We start from the raw sequence: 18,324 nt of genomic DNA on the forward strand, positions 1-18,324 counted from the left end.
ATATATGGTTGAGGCAGTAGCAAGCATAATGCCGGTGGGTTTGGCAATGAAGGTTGACGTCTCCGGTATCGGAGATGAGTTGGTGCGCAATATTTCCGGTCAAGCGGACAATGGCGTGGTTGGAGGTGGCGCCGATCAGCGCGTAAAATGGAATGAAAATGACAGCGTTGCCATAAAAGGCAGTGGTAACACTGTTGACGTTGAAAAAGAAGCTGGTAATGATTTAAAGAAACTTGTAAATAAAGAGACTGATGTCACAAAGGCTGTTGATGCAAATCAGAGTAAGGCGTATTTTGAGATCGACGAGGACGAAAAAGTGATTATCAAGGTGGTTGATGCCGAAGGCAAGCTGTTAAAGCAGATACCGCCGGATGACTATAAGAAGTCAGTGCGTCGTCTGGAAGAGGCCTATAATAAGTTGTTTCATAAGGAGGTTTAGACATGGCAACAGTGACGACAACGACCGGAGCATTTTCAGGTATCGATACGGCCGGTATCATCGATAAGCTGATGGCTATCGAACAGAAACCGCTGGATAAGCTAAACCAAAAAAAGGAAGACTATCAGACGGAAATAAGTGCTTACGGTGAAATATCATCGGTAGTATCCGCTTTGCGCACGGCGGTAAAGGGATTGGCGTCATCCAAGATAGCGTCTTTTGATGTGACCTCCTCCGATGAGACCATATTACAGGCTACAGCAGGTGTTTCGGCTTCTGCGGGTAACTACAGCATAGAGGTTACACAGTTGGCGCAAGACCAGAAGATCAGTTCGAATGCCTACAGCAGCGACAAGGAAGTCTTTAAGACAGGGACGCTTACCCTCAGATTGGGGGCATCGTCGGTAGATATAGATATAAATTACAAGAACAACACACTGTCCGGTATAAAAGATGCGATAAACAGTGCCGGTATTGGCGCCAGTGCCACTATCATAAAAGATAGTACCGGCTACAGACTGGTAGTAAGCTCAAAGGACAGCGGCGCCTCTGGTGGGGTCACGATAGTTGGCAACGATGGCGGACCAACTGGTAAGAGTCTGGGTGAGCTGGACTTTGATGCCGAATTCTCGGTTGGTAGTATGACGCTTACACAACAAGGTCGGGATGCAATCGTCAAGATTGACGGTCAGAGCATCAGCAGTAGCTCAAATACGCTAACCGACGTGATAAGCGGGTTGACCATCAACCTGAAAAAGGCCTCTCCCGGCACCAAAGTTGCTCTTTCGGTTGAAACTGGGGCAATGTCAGAATCGACAAACATAAAGGCATTTGTGGACTCCTATAACTCTGCAATGTCCAAGCTGAAAGAACTGTCAGCCAAGGGAGAGTCTCTCTCCGGAGATAGAACAACCAGAAGCATCATGCTGCAGTTGCAGAGAGTCACAACATCAAGCTACGCCGGCTCAACGCTTGCGCAGTTTGGCATAAGTCATGACAAGTATGGCGTCATGGAGTTGGAGTCTTCCAAGCTGGATTCCACATCGGCAGACAAAAAAACCGAATTCAATGCAATGATGGATAACTTAAGCTCGGAATTCGATACCACACTCCAAGAGATCGTCAGGTCCCTAATCCCTGAGAAAACGAATACCCTTAGCAAAAAGATAAGGTATATTGAAGACGATGTGCTCGATTTGACTGCCTCGTTAGCAAAAACCAGGGAGTTGTATCAGAAGAAATTTGCAGCTATGGAAGCAACTATAGCGGATCTTCAGAGTCAAAGCACAAGTATGGCAAATATGTTGCCATCAACTAACAAATAAATCAGCAAGGAGGAAATTTTATGACAAACGCGACCTACGCACAAGCTGCTTATATCAGTATGGATATAAACAGTTTGTCTCCGCTCGATCTCATCATCAAGCTGTATGACGGAGCAATCAGCTTCCTAAGCAAGGCAGTGGTGGCAATCAACAAAAAGGACAAGGTGCAGAAAATCCAGTACCTCAACAGAAGCAGAATGATCATAGAGGAACTGCTCTTTTCACTAAACGTCGAAGATGGCGGCGAAGTGGCGCTAAACCTGCAAGACCTCTATACGTACATACTTCTGGAACTTACACGGATAAACGCATCCGAATCTGTAGATAAGATATATCATATCCAGGAACTGCTGAAAACACTCAGAAGTGCATGGTTCGAAATAAAAACAACAGTGCCGGCATCAGAAATAGCACGGCAACAAATGGCGGCTAAGGCACACTAAAAAAAAAGTAGCCCTGTGGTATGATCAGCGTAATCAGTGTTGACAAACAATGGAGAGTTGTGGCATACTATAAACCAATGAATACTGATGTTGCATAAACGAATAGAGTAGATGATATACAGTCATGCCACTTAAGGTAGGTGATAATATAGTCTGCAAATATCAACCGAGGTATGAACAGTATAAAGCGGAGGTATTGTCCGTAAAAGATGAAGACATTGTAGTGAGACAGCTTGAGTTGGTACCGGTAAATGTGTTCAAGGGCCAAAATGTGTTTTTTATGATTGGCGGTTCAGGTTACTTTGCAGAAATAGTCAACGTAGAAGACAACAAAATCTACATGAAAAGCGTTGGAGCCGAAGAACGTGACTCCTTTCGTGTGGAAGATGTAATGCCCGTGATTGTCAAAAAGATCGATGGTGATGCCCACATAAAACGTGCAAAGGTAATATCCGAAGTCGGCGTAGATATGTCAAGACTCAGGAAATCCGCTGGAGATGTCGCAGACGATACGGTCAGTCCGACAGTGTGGAAAATGCTCGTCGATATAAATGCCAAACTAGGTATAATACTCGATATGCTTACCTTCGGTAGAGAAGGCCTTATGAACGCAGAAGAAGTCCAGGTAAATATAAGCGCATCAGGAATGAGCCTCAATGTCAACGAACGTTACAGCGTGAGAGACTGCGTCGAAGTCAAGATGCTCCTGCCAACCTCACCACCTGTAGGGCTTATTGTCTATGGTGTAGTGGTCAGGGCAAGAGACCTGAAAACTATAGCTAACTCTGAAATCGCAATAACCTTCATCGACATGGAAGAAGATGTAAGAGACGAACTCTTGCAGTATACGCTAAAGCGGCAAAGAGAAATATTAAGAAGACAACGAGAGATCAGAATACAATAGAAAAATAACTTTAAACGGGAATGTTAAAACACATGAATACGGAAGATAAATGACAGTAGCAGTAGGCATTGCAATAGTCCTTGTAGCGGTTATCGGCGGATACCTGATGGAACACGGAAATCTGGCATTGCTGATAAACCCGGCAGAATTCTTCATAATCGGTGGATCGGCCTTTGGCGCATTTGTTATAGCCACACCCAAGAAGGTCATATTCCATACCCTGGATAAACTAAAACATATATTTGGCGAAGGTACGGCCAATAAAGAAGCCTATCTGGAACTCCTCTCCCTGCTGTTCTTGATCTTTTCAAAGGTCAGAAAAGAAGGCTTGATCTCTATCGAACAGGACGTTGAAGACCCCAGCAAAAGTGCAGTCTTTACAAAGTACAAAAGCCTCTTCACAAACAAAACCGCCCTCGGCTTTATCTGCGACAACCTCAAAGTTATAATCACCACCAGCATGCCCACACACGAACTGGATGAACTCCTCAATATCGATATAGAGGCTAACTCACACGAAGAAATGTTGCCTGCCATGAGTATCCAAAAGGTGGCCGATGCCCTGCCTGGATTCGGAATCGTGGCGGCTGTCTTGGGCGTCGTCCTGACAATGGGAAAGATCGACAGCCCCCCCTCAGTCTTGGGGCATAGCATCGGGGCGGCACTGGTAGGTACCTTCCTGGGCGTGCTCATGTGCTACGGATTCGTTGGTCCCATAGCCAGCAACCTCGAACTCAAGGCCAAGGAAGAAGAGGTCTACTTCCACGTCATACGTGTAGCTCTGGTTGCCTTTGTCGGCGGTGCGGCACCGCAGATGGCCGTGGAATCAGGCAGAAGAGCCATCCCCAACTCCGAAAGACCTACATTCTCAGAACTGGAGGAATCAATCAGAAAATGAAAGGTCAAAGCATCATTATCAAAAAAGTCAAAAAAGCCGGCCACGGCGGTGGACATGGCGGCTCCTGGAAAGTGGCCTATGCAGATTTCGTCACCGCTATGATGGCCTTCTTCCTCCTGATGTGGCTGCTGTCAATGGTCTCCCCCGACAAACGCCTGAAACTGGCATCCTACTTTAACCAACTCTCCATATATGACAGCATGGGATACTCCTTCCTTGGCAAAGGAGCAGACGTCCTTGATACCCAAATCCCAAAGAGTGAGATTATGCCATCAGACAGACAATCTGGCAGCTTCTTCTCCATAAAAGATGAGTTAACGAAGAAATTAAAAGAGCAAGTGGAAAAAAAGATGGCCGACGTAAAAGACCAGGTGATGGTTGATGTCGTGGAAAACGGCGTGCGCATACAGTTGATCGATAAAGAGGGAGGAAAGCCTATGTTCGCCCTGGGAAAGGCCGACTTGACTCCAGACGCAAAGGCGATCATCAAAATCGTCACTGAAAACATAAAGGACATCCAGGATGCCAAGGTCTCCGTCGAGGGCCATACCGATGCCCTCAACTATGCCACTACCAAATACACCAACTGGGAGCTCTCCACCGATAGGGCCTCATCGGCAAGAAAAGAACTAGAGAACAACGGCCTCAACCCAGACCGTCTCTCCAAAGTAGCAGGCTTTGCAGCAACTGACCTCCTCATTAAAACAAGCCCGACTGACCCCAGAAACAGAAGAATCAGCATACTCGTCTTCTCTGAAACCAAGAGCGACAACCTGAAAAAAATAAACGTAACAAACGAAATACCACAACTTAAATCCCAATAACCACTATGTCGGCAATAACTAAGCGTGTATGCCAACAACGTATAAGCACACATGATATACCGTGAATGAAAGTTACGCTGAATCTTTTAGAAGGCCCAGGGGCAGGGAGAAAGTTATTCTTCACTGAACCAGACACCTTCCTGGTAGGCAGATCAAAGAGGGCGCACCTGAGACTGGGTCCGGAGGCAGACCGCTATCTGTCACGTACACACTTTATACTCGAGATTCGCTCAACCATCTGCATCATCACAGACCTCAACAGCACAAACGGAACCCTGGTTAATGACAAACGCATCCACAGAATGGAGCTGTTTGATGGCGACCTCATAAGGGTAGGCAATACGCTCATACAGGTCAACATTGATGAGGACGAAACTGAAAAACAAGCAGTGGTCTTGTGCACTGTCTGCGGCAGAAACGTCACAGACGAAGTGGGCACCGTCACCCCGGAGCAATCCAAATCCATGGTCTACACCTGCAATAAGTGCCAAAAACAACAACAGGAACTAAAGCGTCGCGCAACTCTCCAGGCAGAACAGGCTAAGGTCACACTCAACTTCAAATGCGTTGGTTGTCAGCTCGACCTCTCGGAGGCGGCCAACAGCGATGGCTGTGCTGCGGACTTCCCCGATATGATGTACCTCTGCGATGAGTGTGCCCAAAAGCAGCAAAAACCCCCCATCCCGTATAAAACGATGGGCGATTATACCGTCCTGTCTGAGCTTGGCAAGGGCGCCATGGGGATTGTCTTTAAGGTCGTGCATAATCACACGCGACGCATCTGTGCAATCAAGCAGATACATGCCGATGCCGTAAGACACGAGGACAGTCGCAAGCTCTTTGAACGTGAAATGGAGGTGCAGTCTATGGTGGCACATCCCAACCTCGTCAGAAATCTCGGAAAAGGTCTGGTGGGAAATGTGCCTTTCTTTGTCACGGAGTTCCTGCCAGGTGGCGACATCTCACAGTTGATGAGGAGGGTATTCCGTGGCCCTTTGCCAGTGCCACTTGCCGTAAGGATCACGCTTCAATTGCTCAAGGGGTTAAGCTCACTCCACAGTCGGGGGTTCATACACAGGGACCTCAAACCCTCAAACTTCCTCCTAAGTCGTCCCTATGACGACCCCGACTTTGTCGCCAAAATAAGCGACTATGGCCTGGCAAAGTCCTACGAGGATGCCGGCAACTCCCTCTATGACTACACCCAGACTGGAAAGTTCGGCGGCTCGTTGTTGTTTATGCCACCCGAGCAGATAACAAACTACAAGTTCGTCAAGCCCCCATCAGACGTCTATGCCATCGGAGTCAGTCTCTACTTCCTGCTCACCGGCAAGTACACCATCGACGTCCCCAAGGCTGATGCACAAAAACACGCTCCGGGGGCTGCCAAACAAAGAACGCGCCATCCCGTGGAGATTATACTCGAAGACTCGCCCATCCCAATTATGCAGCGAAAAGCAGACCTCTTGCCGCAACTGGCTGAGGTTGTGGACAAGGCCGTCATGAAAGAGGCCGACAAACGATATCAAACAGCCGATGAGTTCCGCGAAGCCCTCAAGCAGGTGTCAAAAAAATACAGCTTCTGATGCGCTGCCGTGCTTCTGCCATGTGAACACGCTTGCCATGGCAGTGTTGCGAGGATTATTCGGGGCGAAAACTATAATCTATTATTTGCCCAAATGTATAGGGACAGGTCTCAGGTAATGTATCGGCGCTAATGCCTGTTTCATCTTCAAATCCGCCTTTAGCGTCTATAAATCCTTTAGCTATAACGATTTCTATGTTATGCTTCAGGCTTGGGCTGTCTCCAAGCAGATGTTTAATTTCGTCCCTTTGATTACGTATTGTTGTGCGCCAACTTTTACAACGTCGTCTTGGTTGATACTGCCATTTTAGCAGGTGCATTATTAACACCTTTAATCGACTCAATAGCTCTCTCTTGTTATTCCTGGCCATGCCCTCCAGCTCCTCTACTATATTTTCAAGGTCTATCTCCGTGAATCTGCCTTGTCGCAACAGATCGGCATTATGGAACGCCCATTGGTAAAAATCAATCTCATAGAGAGAACTCGCTGTAAGCGTGTCTTTATGCGTTAAAGCCTCCATAGATATAGTCTCCATACAGGTATAGTAGCATTACCTCTTAGGCGCTTGTCAAGGGGGCGAATTGCCTCATCTAAAATCTATACGAAACGATACCCGTTGCCTTAAAAAAACATTAGCGAGCATGACTTGGCCAAATACAGACCACCACCACACCTAAGACTACTTTCGTATAGATTTTTACGTGAGGCAACACGGGGGGGAAAGTTTTTTTGATCCGGACTATTCGGGCCAGAAATCATAATCCATTAATTGTTCAAATGTGTATAGGCAGGTCTCAGGTAATTCCTTGGCGCTAATTCCTGTTTCATCTTCAAATGTGCGTTTGGTTAATATAAATCCTTTATTTATAGCGGCTTCTATATTATTTTGCAAGCTTGGACTGTCCTCAAGTAAAAGTTTGATCTCTACTCTTTGATTATTTATTGTTTCACGCCAACTTCTACTACGCCGTTTTGGTTGGTACTGCCATTTTAGCAGGTGCATTATTAACACCTTTAATCGACTCAATAGCTCTCTCTTGTTATTCCTGGCCATGCTCTCCAGCTCCTCTACTATATTTTCAAGGTCTATCTCCGTGAATCTGCCTTGCCGCAACAGGTCGGCATTATGAAACGCCCATTGATAAAAATCAACCTCGTATAGGTCATGAGCCCTGAGAGCGTCGTTATGAGTCAAGGTATCCATAGATATTACCTCCATATTAAATATGCTAACATTACATATGAGGCATTTGTCAAGAGGCGGAGGAAAGTCGTTTTTGACACGGACTACTCTGGTCGGAAACTGTAATCCATCAATTGGTCAAAGGTGTACTGGCAGGTCTCAGGTAATTCCTTGGCACTAATTCCCGTTTCATCTTCAAATGTGCGTTTGGCTTCTATAAATTCTTCATCTATAACGGCTTCTATATTATGCTTTAAGCTGGGATTGTCCGCAAGCAGACGTTTAATATCTTTTCGTTGATTACTCATTGTTGCACGCCAACTTCTGCAACGCCGTTTTGGTTGGTACTGCCATTTTAACAGGTGCATTATTAACACCGCTAATCGACTTGCAAGTTCTCGTTTGTTATTTTTGCCCATGCTCTCCAGCTCCTCTACTATATTTTCAAGGTCTATCTCTGTGAATCTGCCTTGCCGCAACAGGTCGGCATTATGAAACGCCCATTGATAAAAATCAACCTCGTATAGGTCATGAGCCCTGAGAGCGTCGTTATGAGTCAAGGTATCCATATATATTACCTCCATATTAAATATGCTAACATTACATATGAGGCATTTGTCAAGAGGCGGAGGAAAGTCGTTTTTGACACGGACTACTCTGGTCGAAAACCACGCTCCATTATCTGTCCGAAGGTATAGGGGCAGGTCTCAGGTAATTCCTTGGCGCTAATTCCTGTTTCATCTTCAAATGACAGTTTAGCTTCTATAAATCCTTTAGCAATAACGGCTTCTATCTTATATTTTAGGCTTGGATTGTCATCAAGCAAAAAATTAATCTCTACTCTTTGATTATTTATTGTTTCACGCCAACTTCTACTACGCCGATTTGGTTGGTACTGCCATTTTAGCAGGTGCATTATTAGCACCTTTAATCGACTCAATAGCTCTCTCTTGTTATTCCTGGCCATGCCCTCCAGCTCCTCTACTATATTTTCAAGGTCTATCTCCGTGAATCTGCCTTGCCGCAACAGGTCGGCATTATGAAACGCCCATTGATAAAAATCAACCTCGTATAGGTCATGAGCCCTGAGAGCGTCGTTATGAGTCAAGGTATCCATATATATTACCTCCATATTAAATATGCTAACATTACATATGAGGCATTTGTCAAGAGGCGGAGGAAAGTCGTTTTTGACACGGACTACTCTGGTCGGAAACTGTAATCCATCAATTGATCAAAGGTGTACTGGCAGGTCTCAGGTAATTCCTTGGCACTAATTCCCGTTTCATCTTCAAATGTGCGTTTGGCTTCTATAAATCCTTTAGCTATAATGACTTCTATCTTATATTTTAAGCTTGGACTGTCCTCAAGTAAAAGTTTGATATCTTTCCTTTGATTATTTATTGTTTCACGCCAACTTCTACTACGCCGTTTTGGTTGGTACTGCCATTTTAGCAGGTGCATTATTAATACCGCTAATCGACTTGCAAGTTCTCGTTTGTTATTTTTGCCCATGCCCTCCAGCTCCTCTACTATATTTTCAAGGTCTATCTCCGTGAATCTGCCTTGCCGCAACAGGTCGGCATTATGAAACGCCCATTGGTAAAAATCAACCTCGTAGAGGTCATGAGCCCTGAGAGCATCGTTATGAGTCAAGGTATCCATAGATATTACCTCCATATGAGATATGGTAACATTACATCTGAGGCATTTGTCAAGTGAACTTCTTTCGTTCTCACGCTATGGATATATCGAAGTTCTCTCGCTGCAACTTGGAGTCTGCCTTGATGATCAGTACAACGTCAAAGGTGACTTCAAACTCCTCCAACCCGTGGCGTTGCTCGTCGGAGAGGTAATCGGCGACAATGGGGTGTGCCGTTATGGTCACCTTGGCACCCTTGTGCAGGGGCATGCGGCGGAGCTTTCTGAATATTTCGTAGCTGACCGTCTTTGTGGACTTCACAAAACCCTTGCCTTCACACATCGGACAAGTCTCACACAGGGTCCGGCCAAGGCTCTCGCGGATGCGCTTTCTGGTCATCTGGATCAGGCCGATTTCGGAGACATTAAATATGGTGTTTTTGGCCCTGTCCCGCTTCATGATTTCGACAAAGGCGGTGTAGAGTTTTTCCCTGTTTTCGGGTATCTCCATGTCAATGAAGTCAATAATGATAATGCCCCCGAGGTTTCTCAACCTGATCTGATAGGCGATCTCCTTGACGGCCTCGAGGTTGGCCTTGAGTATGGTGTCTTCGAGGTCTTCCTTGCCAACGTACTTGCCGGTGTTGACGTCTATGACGGTCATGGCCTCGGTCTGGTCTATGACAATGTAGCCGCCGGACTTTAACCAGACGCGCCTGTCAAGCCCCTTGTATACGTCAAGTTCGATGCCAAAGAAGTCAAAGATGGTCTCACGTCGGTCGTAGTACTCTATCTTGTTGTAGAGTTTTGGAAAAAAATGCTTGACAAAATCCTGGATGTGTTCAAACTCGTCCCTGGAGTCTATGACAAGGCGTTCGACTTCGTTGTTTAACAGGTCGCGCACGCTGCGGTAGATCAGGTCAAGGTCGCTGTAGAGCATCGACGGAGAGGAGACGTTTTCCTTCTTCTTGAGGATGTTTTCCCAGATGAGAAGGAGAAATTCCATGTCCTTTCTTAACTCTTCGATGTCTTCGCTTTCGCTGGCAGTCCTGACGATGAGACCGTAGCCCTTGGGCTTGAGTTCGTCAACAATATTGCGCAGTCGCTGGCGTTCTTCGGCCTTGACGATGCGCCTGGAGATGCCTACATGGTCTATGGTTGGCATCAGCACCAGGTATCTCCCCGGTATGGTGATGTAGGAGGTGCCACGGGCACCCTTTGTCCCGATGGGGTCCTTTGACACCTGAAGCAGGACGTCCTGCCCCTCCTGTATCAGCTCGTTGATGGTGATATCGGGTCTGTCGGGACGCCCACGCTGCGTCGTCAACTCTATGGGGTCATCGCCGTTTTCCAGGAACTCCGTGAAGTCCTCCACGTCGGTCTTTATGTCATCAACGTAGAGAAAGGCCGCCTTCTCAAGACCAATATCGATAAAGGCCGATTGCATCCCCGGCAGTATCTTGACCACCTTGCCCTTATAGATGTTGCCCACGAGACTTGCATCCTTCTTTCTCTCCACGTAGAACTCCACCAACTGCCCCCTCTCCAGGAGCCCTACACGTACCTCATCGAGGGTCACGTTTATGATTATCTCACTTGACACCCCTAATGTTGCCCCCTGGGGATGATCTCATCGGGTTGTACCAGGCGTCCTGTTTTCAATTGGCCGTCCTGCCCCTTGCCCGCCAACCCCGCTTGCCATCCATACATAGCCGTTCTAACCACCTCAACCTCCTCCATCTTGCACCCCAACAGCGCCTCGACCACAACAGCTATCTTTACGGCCTTCTCCGGGGTGTCTCTCAGGAGCAGGACAAGTTTGTCGTCCGCTGTGTCAAACTCCACAAGGTTGGAAGTCATCCATTTATTTTCAGGGGTTTGCAGAAACAATTGTATGGCGTTTTCTATGTCGATTCTGGTTAATTTTTTATTTAGTGCTATTTCGTACCTGTAAGTGTTGACGAACTTCCCCAGCGACGGTGCCCCCTTTGGTATAAAGAACATCTTCAAGACGCTCAACCCCTGCGGTAAGGTCATGTTGAGTTCCCTGGTGAATTTCTCTATGTCGCACGGGGGATAGACCTCAATGTCAAAGAACTCGCGTTCCCCTGCAACCCCAACGCTCAAGGCAGGGCCAAAGGAAATCCCCGGCATGGGGTTAAACCCCTTTGAGTACACCAGCGGCACCGATGCCCGCAGCAACCCCCTCAGGAGCGCCAACATCAGTTCCAGGTGCGAAAGGTATCGCAGTTGTCCGCCCTTGGAGAACATGACCCGCACACCTACAGGAGAGAAGCTATGGCGCATCTGAAACTCCGGCTTGCTCCCTGAATCGGGCAAGACATAGCCGTCACACTTGGAGAGATACTCCCCGCTCTTACAGCCAAGTCCGCATGCCATACAGGTGTTCTTGCAGTCGGGGGTTCGATTTTCGGCCAATGCCCGCTGCAGTTCACGCCAAAGGTAGTCCTTGCTTACGCCGGTATCCACGGTATCCCAGGGCAAGGGGGTGGAGGCATCCCCGTGGAAGTCCCTCGTGGCAATGGCCGCACCATCTATGCCGGTCTTATCCATGGCAGTGAGCCACTTGTTGTAGTCAAAGACGTCCGACCAGGCATCCAATCTTGCCCCCTCCTGCCACGCCGTCTCTATCAGCGTAGCCATGTCCTGGTCCCCGCGGGCAAACAGTGCCTCAAGCAGTGACATGCGATCGTCCTGGAGCTTAAACTTGATTGCCTTTTTATTGAGGTTCTGTCTGAGGTAGTCCTTTTTTCTCATGATTTCGTCCAGGGAGGCGTGTTGACACCACTGAAAGGGCGTATGCGACTTGGGTATGAAGGCCGAAACACCCACGTTGATGTTGACGGAGTGTTTTGTGAACCTGTTGGCGGTCTTTAGCGCCTTATAAACCATTGCAGGGATGGCCTCAACGTCTTCGTCCCTTTCCGTTGGCAGGGCTATCATGAAATAGAGCTTGAGGTTGAGCCAGCCCTCTCTGAATATCGTGTGTATAGTTCTGTCATAATCTTCCTGTTCGAAGTCCTTGTTTATGACCTGTCGCAGACGTGCAGTGGCGGCCTCTGCGGCGATGGTAAAGCCGCTTTTTTTGACTGCCTTGGTCATTATAACGATGTCCTCCGTCACCGAGTTGATCCTCAGCGAGGGCAGGGAAAATGATATGCGTCGGTGCGAAAATTTCCTGTTAAACAGCCTCAGTACCTCGGGTAGTCTGGTGTAATCCCCGGCGCTGAGTGAGGTGAAAGAGACCTCGGTATAGCCGGTGTTTTTGAGGGCCTGCTCGGCTATGGTAATGATGGTTGCCGGGTCACGCTCTCTGACGGGTCTGTAGATGACCCCGGCCTGACAGAAGCGGCAGCCACAGCTACACCCCCTGGCGATCTCTATGTTTATGCGGTCGTGGACAACCTCTGTGTAGGGCACAACGGGGGCCGTGGGATAGTCGGCAATATCAAGGTTGGTAACATATCTGCGTCTGACGGAGGGCTTGGGAAAGGCCGGTACCATTACGCCTTCTATTTCGCTGAGACCTTTGAGGAAGTCCTTCCGGTTGAGGTGTCCGTCCTTCTTGTATGCGACCCCAACGTCTATGACCTCCCTGATGGTCTCCTCGGCGTCGCCTATTACGAAGGCGTCGAAAAATGGCAGCACCGGCGAGGGATTGACCGTGCAGGGGCCGCCCGCTATGACCACGGGGTCAGTGTCGGAACGCATTTGCGCCCTTATCGGGATACCGCCAAGGTGTAGCATGTTAAGGACGGTCGTATACGACAGCTCGTACTGGAGGCTGAATCCGACGATATCAAACTCCCGCAGGGGCGTCTTACTCTCAAGGGATGTTAGCAGTATGCCCTCTGTCTTGAGGTATTCTTCGAGGTCTGTCCACGGGGCAAAGGCACGTTCACAGGAGGCATAGGGCAGGTCGTTTATTATCTTGTAGAGGAGTTTAAGGCCGAGATGCGACATCCCGATCTCATAGACATCGGGGAAACACAGCGCCACACGTATAAACCCACGCTTGTATACAGCATTAAGTTCGCTGTTTATGTACCTGCTCGGTCTCCTGAATTGCGAAAAATTCACTCCTTAACTATACCAGTTCCAAACACTGTTTGACAAGCATGTTAATGGGGAGATAAAAAAAATTCCGATTCCTTAAAAGGAATGCCTTAATCGGGCTGCCTACTGCTTATCGGGGTTATTGAGGCCAAACTTCTCAAACCTGTACCAGAAGGTCTTGTAGCTCATCCCAAGGAGTCTGGCGGCCTTGGCTGCTACGTTGTTTGCCTGAGCCATGGCCTTTTTTAGCAGGGTTTTTTCCAGTTCCTCGAAGTTGATCCCCTCCTGTGGAATCTCTATGTTAAATGCCGTGCCTGCTGTTGGCAGACTTAACTCATCCTTGATGTCATCGGTGGTTATAAGCTCCGTGTCGGCCATGAGGACTGCCCGCTCAACGACGGAACCCAGTTGGCGGATGTTGCCCGGCCAGTGATAATCCATGAGCATCCTCAGGGCGGAGCGTTCCACGCCCCTGATCTGCCTGTCAAACTCCTTGTTGTACTTGTCAAGGAAATGCTGAATGAGCTGCGGGATGTCATCCTTCCTCTGCGCCAGGGAAGGCAGGCGTATGGTGACCACCTTTAGCCTGTAGTACAGGTCGTCCCTGAAGGTGGCTTTTTCGATCTCCCGTTCGAGGTCTTTGTTTGTAGCGGCGATGATCCTGACATCCACCTTGATGCTGTCCTTGCCGCCCAATCTCCTGACCTCCTTGTCCTGGAGCACCCTCAGGAGTTTTGTCTGGGTTATCAGGGGCATGTCACCGATCTCATCCAGAAACAGCGTCCCGCCGGAGGTCGATTCAAACAGTCCAATCTTGCGGTGGGTTGCCCCCGTGAAGGCGCCAGGTTCGTAACCAAACAACTCGCTTTCGATGAGATTATCGGGCAGAGCGGCACAGTTAATGGCCGTAAAGGGGGCCGTGCGCCGGGGGCTGTTGTAGTGAATCGCCCTGGCTATAAGCTCCTTTCCCGTACCACTTTCGCCGTATACCAGGACTGTCACGTTTACCGCTGTTATCTTACGGACAACCTCCATGACATCCTTTATACGCTTTGAAGTGCCCACGATGCCCTCTATGCTGAACTTGTCATAGAGTTCATGACGCAGCCTCTGGTTTTCCCGCAGAAGGTCTATACGTTCAACGGCCTTTTTGACTATCAGCAGGATGACGTCCTTGTCCAGGGGTTTTGTGAGGTAGTCAAAGGCGCCTTTTTTTATGGCATCTACGGCGCTGGTAATCGTCCCATAGGCAGTGATCACGATAACCGCCGGCCTTGACAACCCGGTGGGCAGGGCGTCCAACAGTTGTATGCCGCTCATGCCGCCCATCTTGAGGTCCGTGATCACTAAATCGGGCAGGAGCGTGGTTATCATGTGCAGACCTTCTTCGGCAGATGATGCACTGTAGACCTCATAACCCTCATCCTCCAGGATTGTTTTAAGGATGTCCCGCTGCAGGGGCTCATCGTCTATGACTACTATAACCGCCATAACCTATTCACATGGGCAGGGTAAAAATAACCTGACGCTGCATCCCTCTCCCTCTGCGCTGTGAAACTCGACCCGCCCGCCAAGCTCCTCCATCACCCGCCTGGTCATCGGAAGACCAAGACCGGGATGGTTCTGTTTGGTTGAAAAAAAAGGCTCAAACACCTTTGATATCAGGTCCTGAGACAATCCCACGCCGTTGTCGGTAATTGTCAGCAGGTAATCGTTGTCTGACAGGTCCGAGGATAGCAGCAGAGTGCTACTGTCCTTCCTGCTTTCGGACATCGCGTTAAAGGCGTTGACGATGACGTTGAGTATGCAGGACTTAAAGAGTGCGGGGTCTACTTCTAACGTGACGTCGCAGTGGTCGAACTCCCTGATTATTTGTATGCCGTCTGCCTCCGCTTTGGCCCACACGAGGGCCAGCACGTCCTCCAGCATGGGGTTGACCCTGACCTTCTGGATGCTGAATTTAAGTGGCCTGCTGTATTCCAGGAAATCGGTTACCAGTTGATTAAGGCGCTGTACCTCATGTTTGATGCCACTGATGAGGCTGCCAAACTTTGCGGCGCTCTCCGTCTCTGCCGGTCTGTATTTGTCCTCAATGTAACCGATACTGAGGCTTATGAAATTCAACGGATTGCGGATTTCGTGCGCTATGTTGCGCGACAACTGCCCCAACCCAGACAGGTGTTCGGCCTCTCTGAGGCGTTCCTCGATGGAGCGACTCTCCCTGAGTCTCTGCACCATGTAGTTAAAGCTCTCGGAGAGTTTGCCGATCTCATCACGGCTCAACACGGGTATGGACTGTGTGAGGTCTCCGGCAGAGACACGCAGGGAGGCATCGGCCAGCCTCTTGATGGGGTCCGTATAGCGCCTGGAAAATATTATGATTATCCCCATCCCTATGCCAAAGACGACAAGTGTTGTTATTGTCCTCTTAATGGTGTTTGCCTTTATGAGATCGGAGAAGTCGTCCTTGTTTATCTGCAGATGAATGTAACCGTACTGGATACCGTCGGCTATGACCGGGATGATGACGTTATATGCCCTGCCCTCATCCGTGACGTGCTCACCGAGTTCGGCCTTGATAACGAGCTCTTTTTTCCTGTGCGAAATGCGTGCGCCCACCTTCGATATATTGGTGCTTGCAAGCACTTCGCTGTCGTTGCTGATTATCGATATCTCCTTTAAGCCTTTCTTGTTGAGTTTTTTGAGGTACTTTGAAAGCCTTGCCTCATCTGTAACCCCGGAACCTGTGACCTCCTCCACTCCTATCTGGATGGCCTTGGTGAGTTCATCCGTCTGGCGCTCTATCTCCATCAGGAGGCTTTGCTCCAGTTGATAGTTAAAGATGACAAGCAAGGTGATGATTATCGCCATCAGAGACAGCATCATCGCTATCAACTTAACGTTGAGCGACGGCGTGAAAGACAACCCCCGTAACATCATACGACTATTATAGCATTAAAAAAACGGAAATCACAGCGAGCCAGTTATGATGTCGGTGTGGACACCCCGCGTTGGCGGCAAGCACCAAATACATTGCAAGTTGCCTCGTCAATCTCAGCATACTCGCTTATATATCAGTTGTAAAAAACGGAATTTTTATAATTTGCCTTGAAGTGCATTTAAGATAACAGCCCTTATTTTTAGAGCGATTACGATTGCTTCTTCGGCATCCTCTCGTGGTCGTTTTCGGCCTTCTGCAGCCATGCCCTGACAACATCAAGCTTATCGCCTTTCATAGAGTACCCTTCCTCTGTGTGCGGCGGGATAGATCAACGTACCTACAATGTCCTTAAACTGCTCAAACTCCTCCGGCGTCCTGACAACAATATCCTTGGGGATATCGATATCCCTTAGAATCCGTCTTATAGAAACTGCCCGTTTGTGGGGCATCTCGCTTGTCCGCATAACAACCATGAGATCAATGTCACTGTCCGATGTCGCTGTTCCGACGGCATAAGAACCAAACAGGATTATCCGCTCCGGATCAAACATAGTGGCGATCCGCCTTGTGATTTCCATTAATAGAGCTTCTATGTCCATTCTAACCTTACTTTCTAACTTTTTTCTCAAAAAAAACCATTTATTTACGTCAATGCGCCGTTTTTGCATCGCGTCGATAAAATTCCGAAATATATTCTCAACATGTCTATACCAATCAAGTAAACAGTCTCTCAGCCAAGTACTTTGGTTATATTTTCTCATAACTGTTGTACATTTGTCTAACAAGACATTTGCCGTCTTTTCCAGTTGTTATAACGGGGATATATGCAGCCTCAAAATCAGGCGATATGTTTTATTTGGTATCTACGGCAGATGTGAGCAACGGCAGCTAAGGAATAACAAGCGTGATGTTGAGGTTGCATAGGGGGGATGAGAGTCCCCCTTCTCTATGTCAGCTTACAGATATGCCAAAGTCTCCTGTTTCAGTTGTGCTATCAGGTCCTTAACGGATACGATTTCATTGCAGCGGTATGCGTTTTCACCGGCAAAGGCAAAGCCCTCATCGAGGTTGCCTTCAACGGCGTTTGTCAGCACTTCGGCGATGCAATAGGGGATCGTCTTTGGGTCGCAGTTCTTGAGACACTTGTAGGTGCATCTAAAGGGTATGGTCTCACCATTTTTGATACGCTGGACGAACTCACTGTTGATCACCCGACCAGGCATCCCAACGGGACTCTTTATGATTGTAATGTCCTCTTTTTTGGCATTTATCCAGGCTTTTTTGAAGTTTTCGTGGGCGTCGCACTCATGCGTACACACAAAACGACTCGCCATCTGTACCCCGGAGGCACCGAGCTTGAGGAATTTGGCTATATCCTTGCCGTCAAACACGCCGCCTGCCGCCACCACGGGGATCGGCGGATCGAAAGTGTTGGCCACATCTATGACCTCTGTCACGATCTGCTCAAGGGTCGGAGCCTTGTCGTTGAGCACCTCCTTGTACGAAAATCCCAGATGTCCACCGGCCTTGACTCCTTCGACTATCACGGCATCGGGGAGCTTGTCGTAGTCCTTCCTCCAGAACTCACAGATCAGCCGAAATGCTCGCGCAGAGGAAACTATCGGCACCAACTTGACGTCCTTGCCGTTAAGGAACTTGGGCAGATTCACGGGCATCCCTGCACCGGAGATGATCAAGTCTACACCTTCCTCAACTGCAATGGCGGAGAACTTTTCATAGTTTGATATTGCGTACATGATGTTGACGCCGATCAACCCCTTTGTCATCTGACGTGCCTTTCTGATTTCGGCACGAAACGCCTCACCTCCGGTGTCAACATACCTCTGCTTGTTGAGGGTGAGGTCACTCTTTTTGGGGAAGTCTATCCCCACGCTGGCTATAACGCCGATACATCCCTCGTTTGCAACAGCGGAGGCAAGCCCCGACATGGACACCCTCACACCCATTCCACCCTGAATGATAGGCGGGTTGGCCTCTATGTTACCTATTCTTAAGGATGGTAGTTCCTTACAGGTCATTTCTTATTACTCCTTGGCAGAGGC

At 48.5% G+C, this 18,324-nt stretch carries 18 protein-coding genes; 7 read left to right on the top strand and 11 right to left on the bottom strand.

Translation table 11 applies throughout. The annotated features are described in order from the left end of the window. Positions 1 to 4 precede the first annotated feature (4 nt). From Mcas_RS03290 to Mcas_RS03320, 7 genes are all read left to right on the top strand, one after another. Entirely contained in the window at positions 5 to 439 is a 435-nt protein-coding gene (locus tag Mcas_RS03290; RefSeq protein WP_040334072.1) for a flagellar protein FlaG, read from the top strand. A 2-nt stretch (positions 440 to 441) separates the two neighbouring features. Then, positions 442 to 1,764, top strand: coding sequence for a flagellar filament capping protein FliD (fliD, locus tag Mcas_RS03295; protein WP_040334073.1), 1,323 nt, complete (start codon positions 442 to 444; stop codon positions 1,762 to 1,764). Positions 1,765 to 1,784: 20 nt separating this feature from the next. Next, positions 1,785 to 2,207 carry a flagellar export chaperone FliS gene (gene fliS / locus Mcas_RS03300; protein ID WP_052566805.1) on the top strand — a complete coding sequence of 141 codons (423 nt, stop codon included), beginning with the start codon at positions 1,785 to 1,787 and terminating at the stop codon, positions 2,205 to 2,207. Between the two features lie 124 nt (positions 2,208 to 2,331). Beyond that, the gene (locus Mcas_RS03305) at positions 2,332 to 3,111 is read left to right on the top strand and encodes a PilZ domain-containing protein (protein ID WP_040334074.1); all 780 of its coding nucleotides are present in this window, start codon (positions 2,332 to 2,334) and stop codon (positions 3,109 to 3,111) included. 49 nt (positions 3,112 to 3,160) lie between these two features. Further along, positions 3,161 to 4,009 (top strand): flagellar motor stator protein MotA, encoded by an 849-nt coding sequence (gene motA, locus Mcas_RS03310; RefSeq protein ID WP_040334075.1) that lies wholly within the window; start codon positions 3,161 to 3,163, stop codon positions 4,007 to 4,009. Continuing rightward, positions 4,006 to 4,833, top strand: coding sequence for a flagellar motor protein MotB (locus tag Mcas_RS03315; protein WP_081853569.1), 828 nt, complete (start codon positions 4,006 to 4,008; stop codon positions 4,831 to 4,833). Before motA ends, Mcas_RS03315 begins: the two co-directional genes overlap by 4 nt. Before the next feature lie 65 nt (positions 4,834 to 4,898). Beyond that, positions 4,899 to 6,419 (top strand): FHA domain-containing serine/threonine-protein kinase, encoded by a 1,521-nt coding sequence (locus Mcas_RS03320; RefSeq protein WP_040334076.1) that lies wholly within the window; start codon positions 4,899 to 4,901, stop codon positions 6,417 to 6,419. Between the two features lie 55 nt (positions 6,420 to 6,474). Here Mcas_RS03320 and Mcas_RS03325 read toward each other — a convergent pair whose 3' ends face one another. The 11 genes from Mcas_RS03325 to Mcas_RS03375 all read right to left on the bottom strand — a co-directional run bounded on the left by Mcas_RS03325 (position 6,475) and on the right by Mcas_RS03375 (position 18,300). Further along, complete coding sequence (locus tag Mcas_RS03325) at positions 6,475 to 6,939, bottom strand: DUF29 domain-containing protein (RefSeq protein ID WP_040334179.1); 465 nt, start codon at positions 6,937 to 6,939, stop codon at positions 6,475 to 6,477. Between the two features lie 219 nt (positions 6,940 to 7,158). After that, the gene (locus Mcas_RS03330) at positions 7,159 to 7,623 is read right to left on the bottom strand and encodes a DUF29 domain-containing protein (protein ID WP_052566806.1); all 465 of its coding nucleotides are present in this window, start codon (positions 7,621 to 7,623) and stop codon (positions 7,159 to 7,161) included. 83 nt (positions 7,624 to 7,706) lie between these two features. Further along, entirely contained in the window at positions 7,707 to 8,171 is a 465-nt protein-coding gene (locus Mcas_RS03335; RefSeq protein ID WP_052566807.1) for a DUF29 domain-containing protein, read from the bottom strand. Between the two features lie 83 nt (positions 8,172 to 8,254). Further along, on the bottom strand, positions 8,255 to 8,719 hold the full coding sequence (locus Mcas_RS03340; RefSeq protein WP_052566808.1) for a DUF29 domain-containing protein: 465 nt from the start codon (positions 8,717 to 8,719) through the stop codon (positions 8,255 to 8,257). An 83-nt stretch (positions 8,720 to 8,802) separates the two neighbouring features. Continuing rightward, on the bottom strand, positions 8,803 to 9,267 hold the full coding sequence (locus tag Mcas_RS03345; RefSeq protein WP_052566809.1) for a DUF29 domain-containing protein: 465 nt from the start codon (positions 9,265 to 9,267) through the stop codon (positions 8,803 to 8,805). 70 nt (positions 9,268 to 9,337) lie between these two features. After that, entirely contained in the window at positions 9,338 to 10,846 is a 1,509-nt protein-coding gene (locus Mcas_RS03350; RefSeq protein ID WP_040334077.1) for an Rne/Rng family ribonuclease, read from the bottom strand. A 2-nt stretch (positions 10,847 to 10,848) separates the two neighbouring features. After that, the gene (locus Mcas_RS03355; RefSeq protein WP_052566810.1) at positions 10,849 to 13,344 is read right to left on the bottom strand and encodes a TIGR03960 family B12-binding radical SAM protein; all 2,496 of its coding nucleotides are present in this window, start codon (positions 13,342 to 13,344) and stop codon (positions 10,849 to 10,851) included. A 99-nt stretch (positions 13,345 to 13,443) separates the two neighbouring features. Beyond that, the gene (locus Mcas_RS03360) at positions 13,444 to 14,811 is read right to left on the bottom strand and encodes a sigma-54-dependent transcriptional regulator (protein ID WP_040334078.1); all 1,368 of its coding nucleotides are present in this window, start codon (positions 14,809 to 14,811) and stop codon (positions 13,444 to 13,446) included. A 3-nt stretch (positions 14,812 to 14,814) separates the two neighbouring features. Further along, positions 14,815 to 16,260 carry a sensor histidine kinase gene (locus tag Mcas_RS03365; RefSeq protein ID WP_081853570.1) on the bottom strand — a complete coding sequence of 482 codons (1,446 nt, stop codon included), beginning with the start codon at positions 16,258 to 16,260 and terminating at the stop codon, positions 14,815 to 14,817. Positions 16,261 to 16,542: 282 nt separating this feature from the next. Further along, on the bottom strand, positions 16,543 to 16,860 hold the full coding sequence (locus Mcas_RS03370) for a nucleotidyltransferase domain-containing protein (protein ID WP_040334186.1): 318 nt from the start codon (positions 16,858 to 16,860) through the stop codon (positions 16,543 to 16,545). A gap of 357 nt (positions 16,861 to 17,217) precedes the next feature. Beyond that, positions 17,218 to 18,300 carry an NAD(P)H-dependent flavin oxidoreductase gene (locus Mcas_RS03375; protein ID WP_040334079.1) on the bottom strand — a complete coding sequence of 361 codons (1,083 nt, stop codon included), beginning with the start codon at positions 18,298 to 18,300 and terminating at the stop codon, positions 17,218 to 17,220. Positions 18,301 to 18,324 lie beyond the last annotated feature (24 nt).

Source organism: Candidatus Magnetobacterium casense (assembly GCF_000714715.1).
Lineage (GTDB): Bacteria > Nitrospirota > Thermodesulfovibrionia > Thermodesulfovibrionales > Magnetobacteriaceae > Magnetobacterium > Magnetobacterium casense.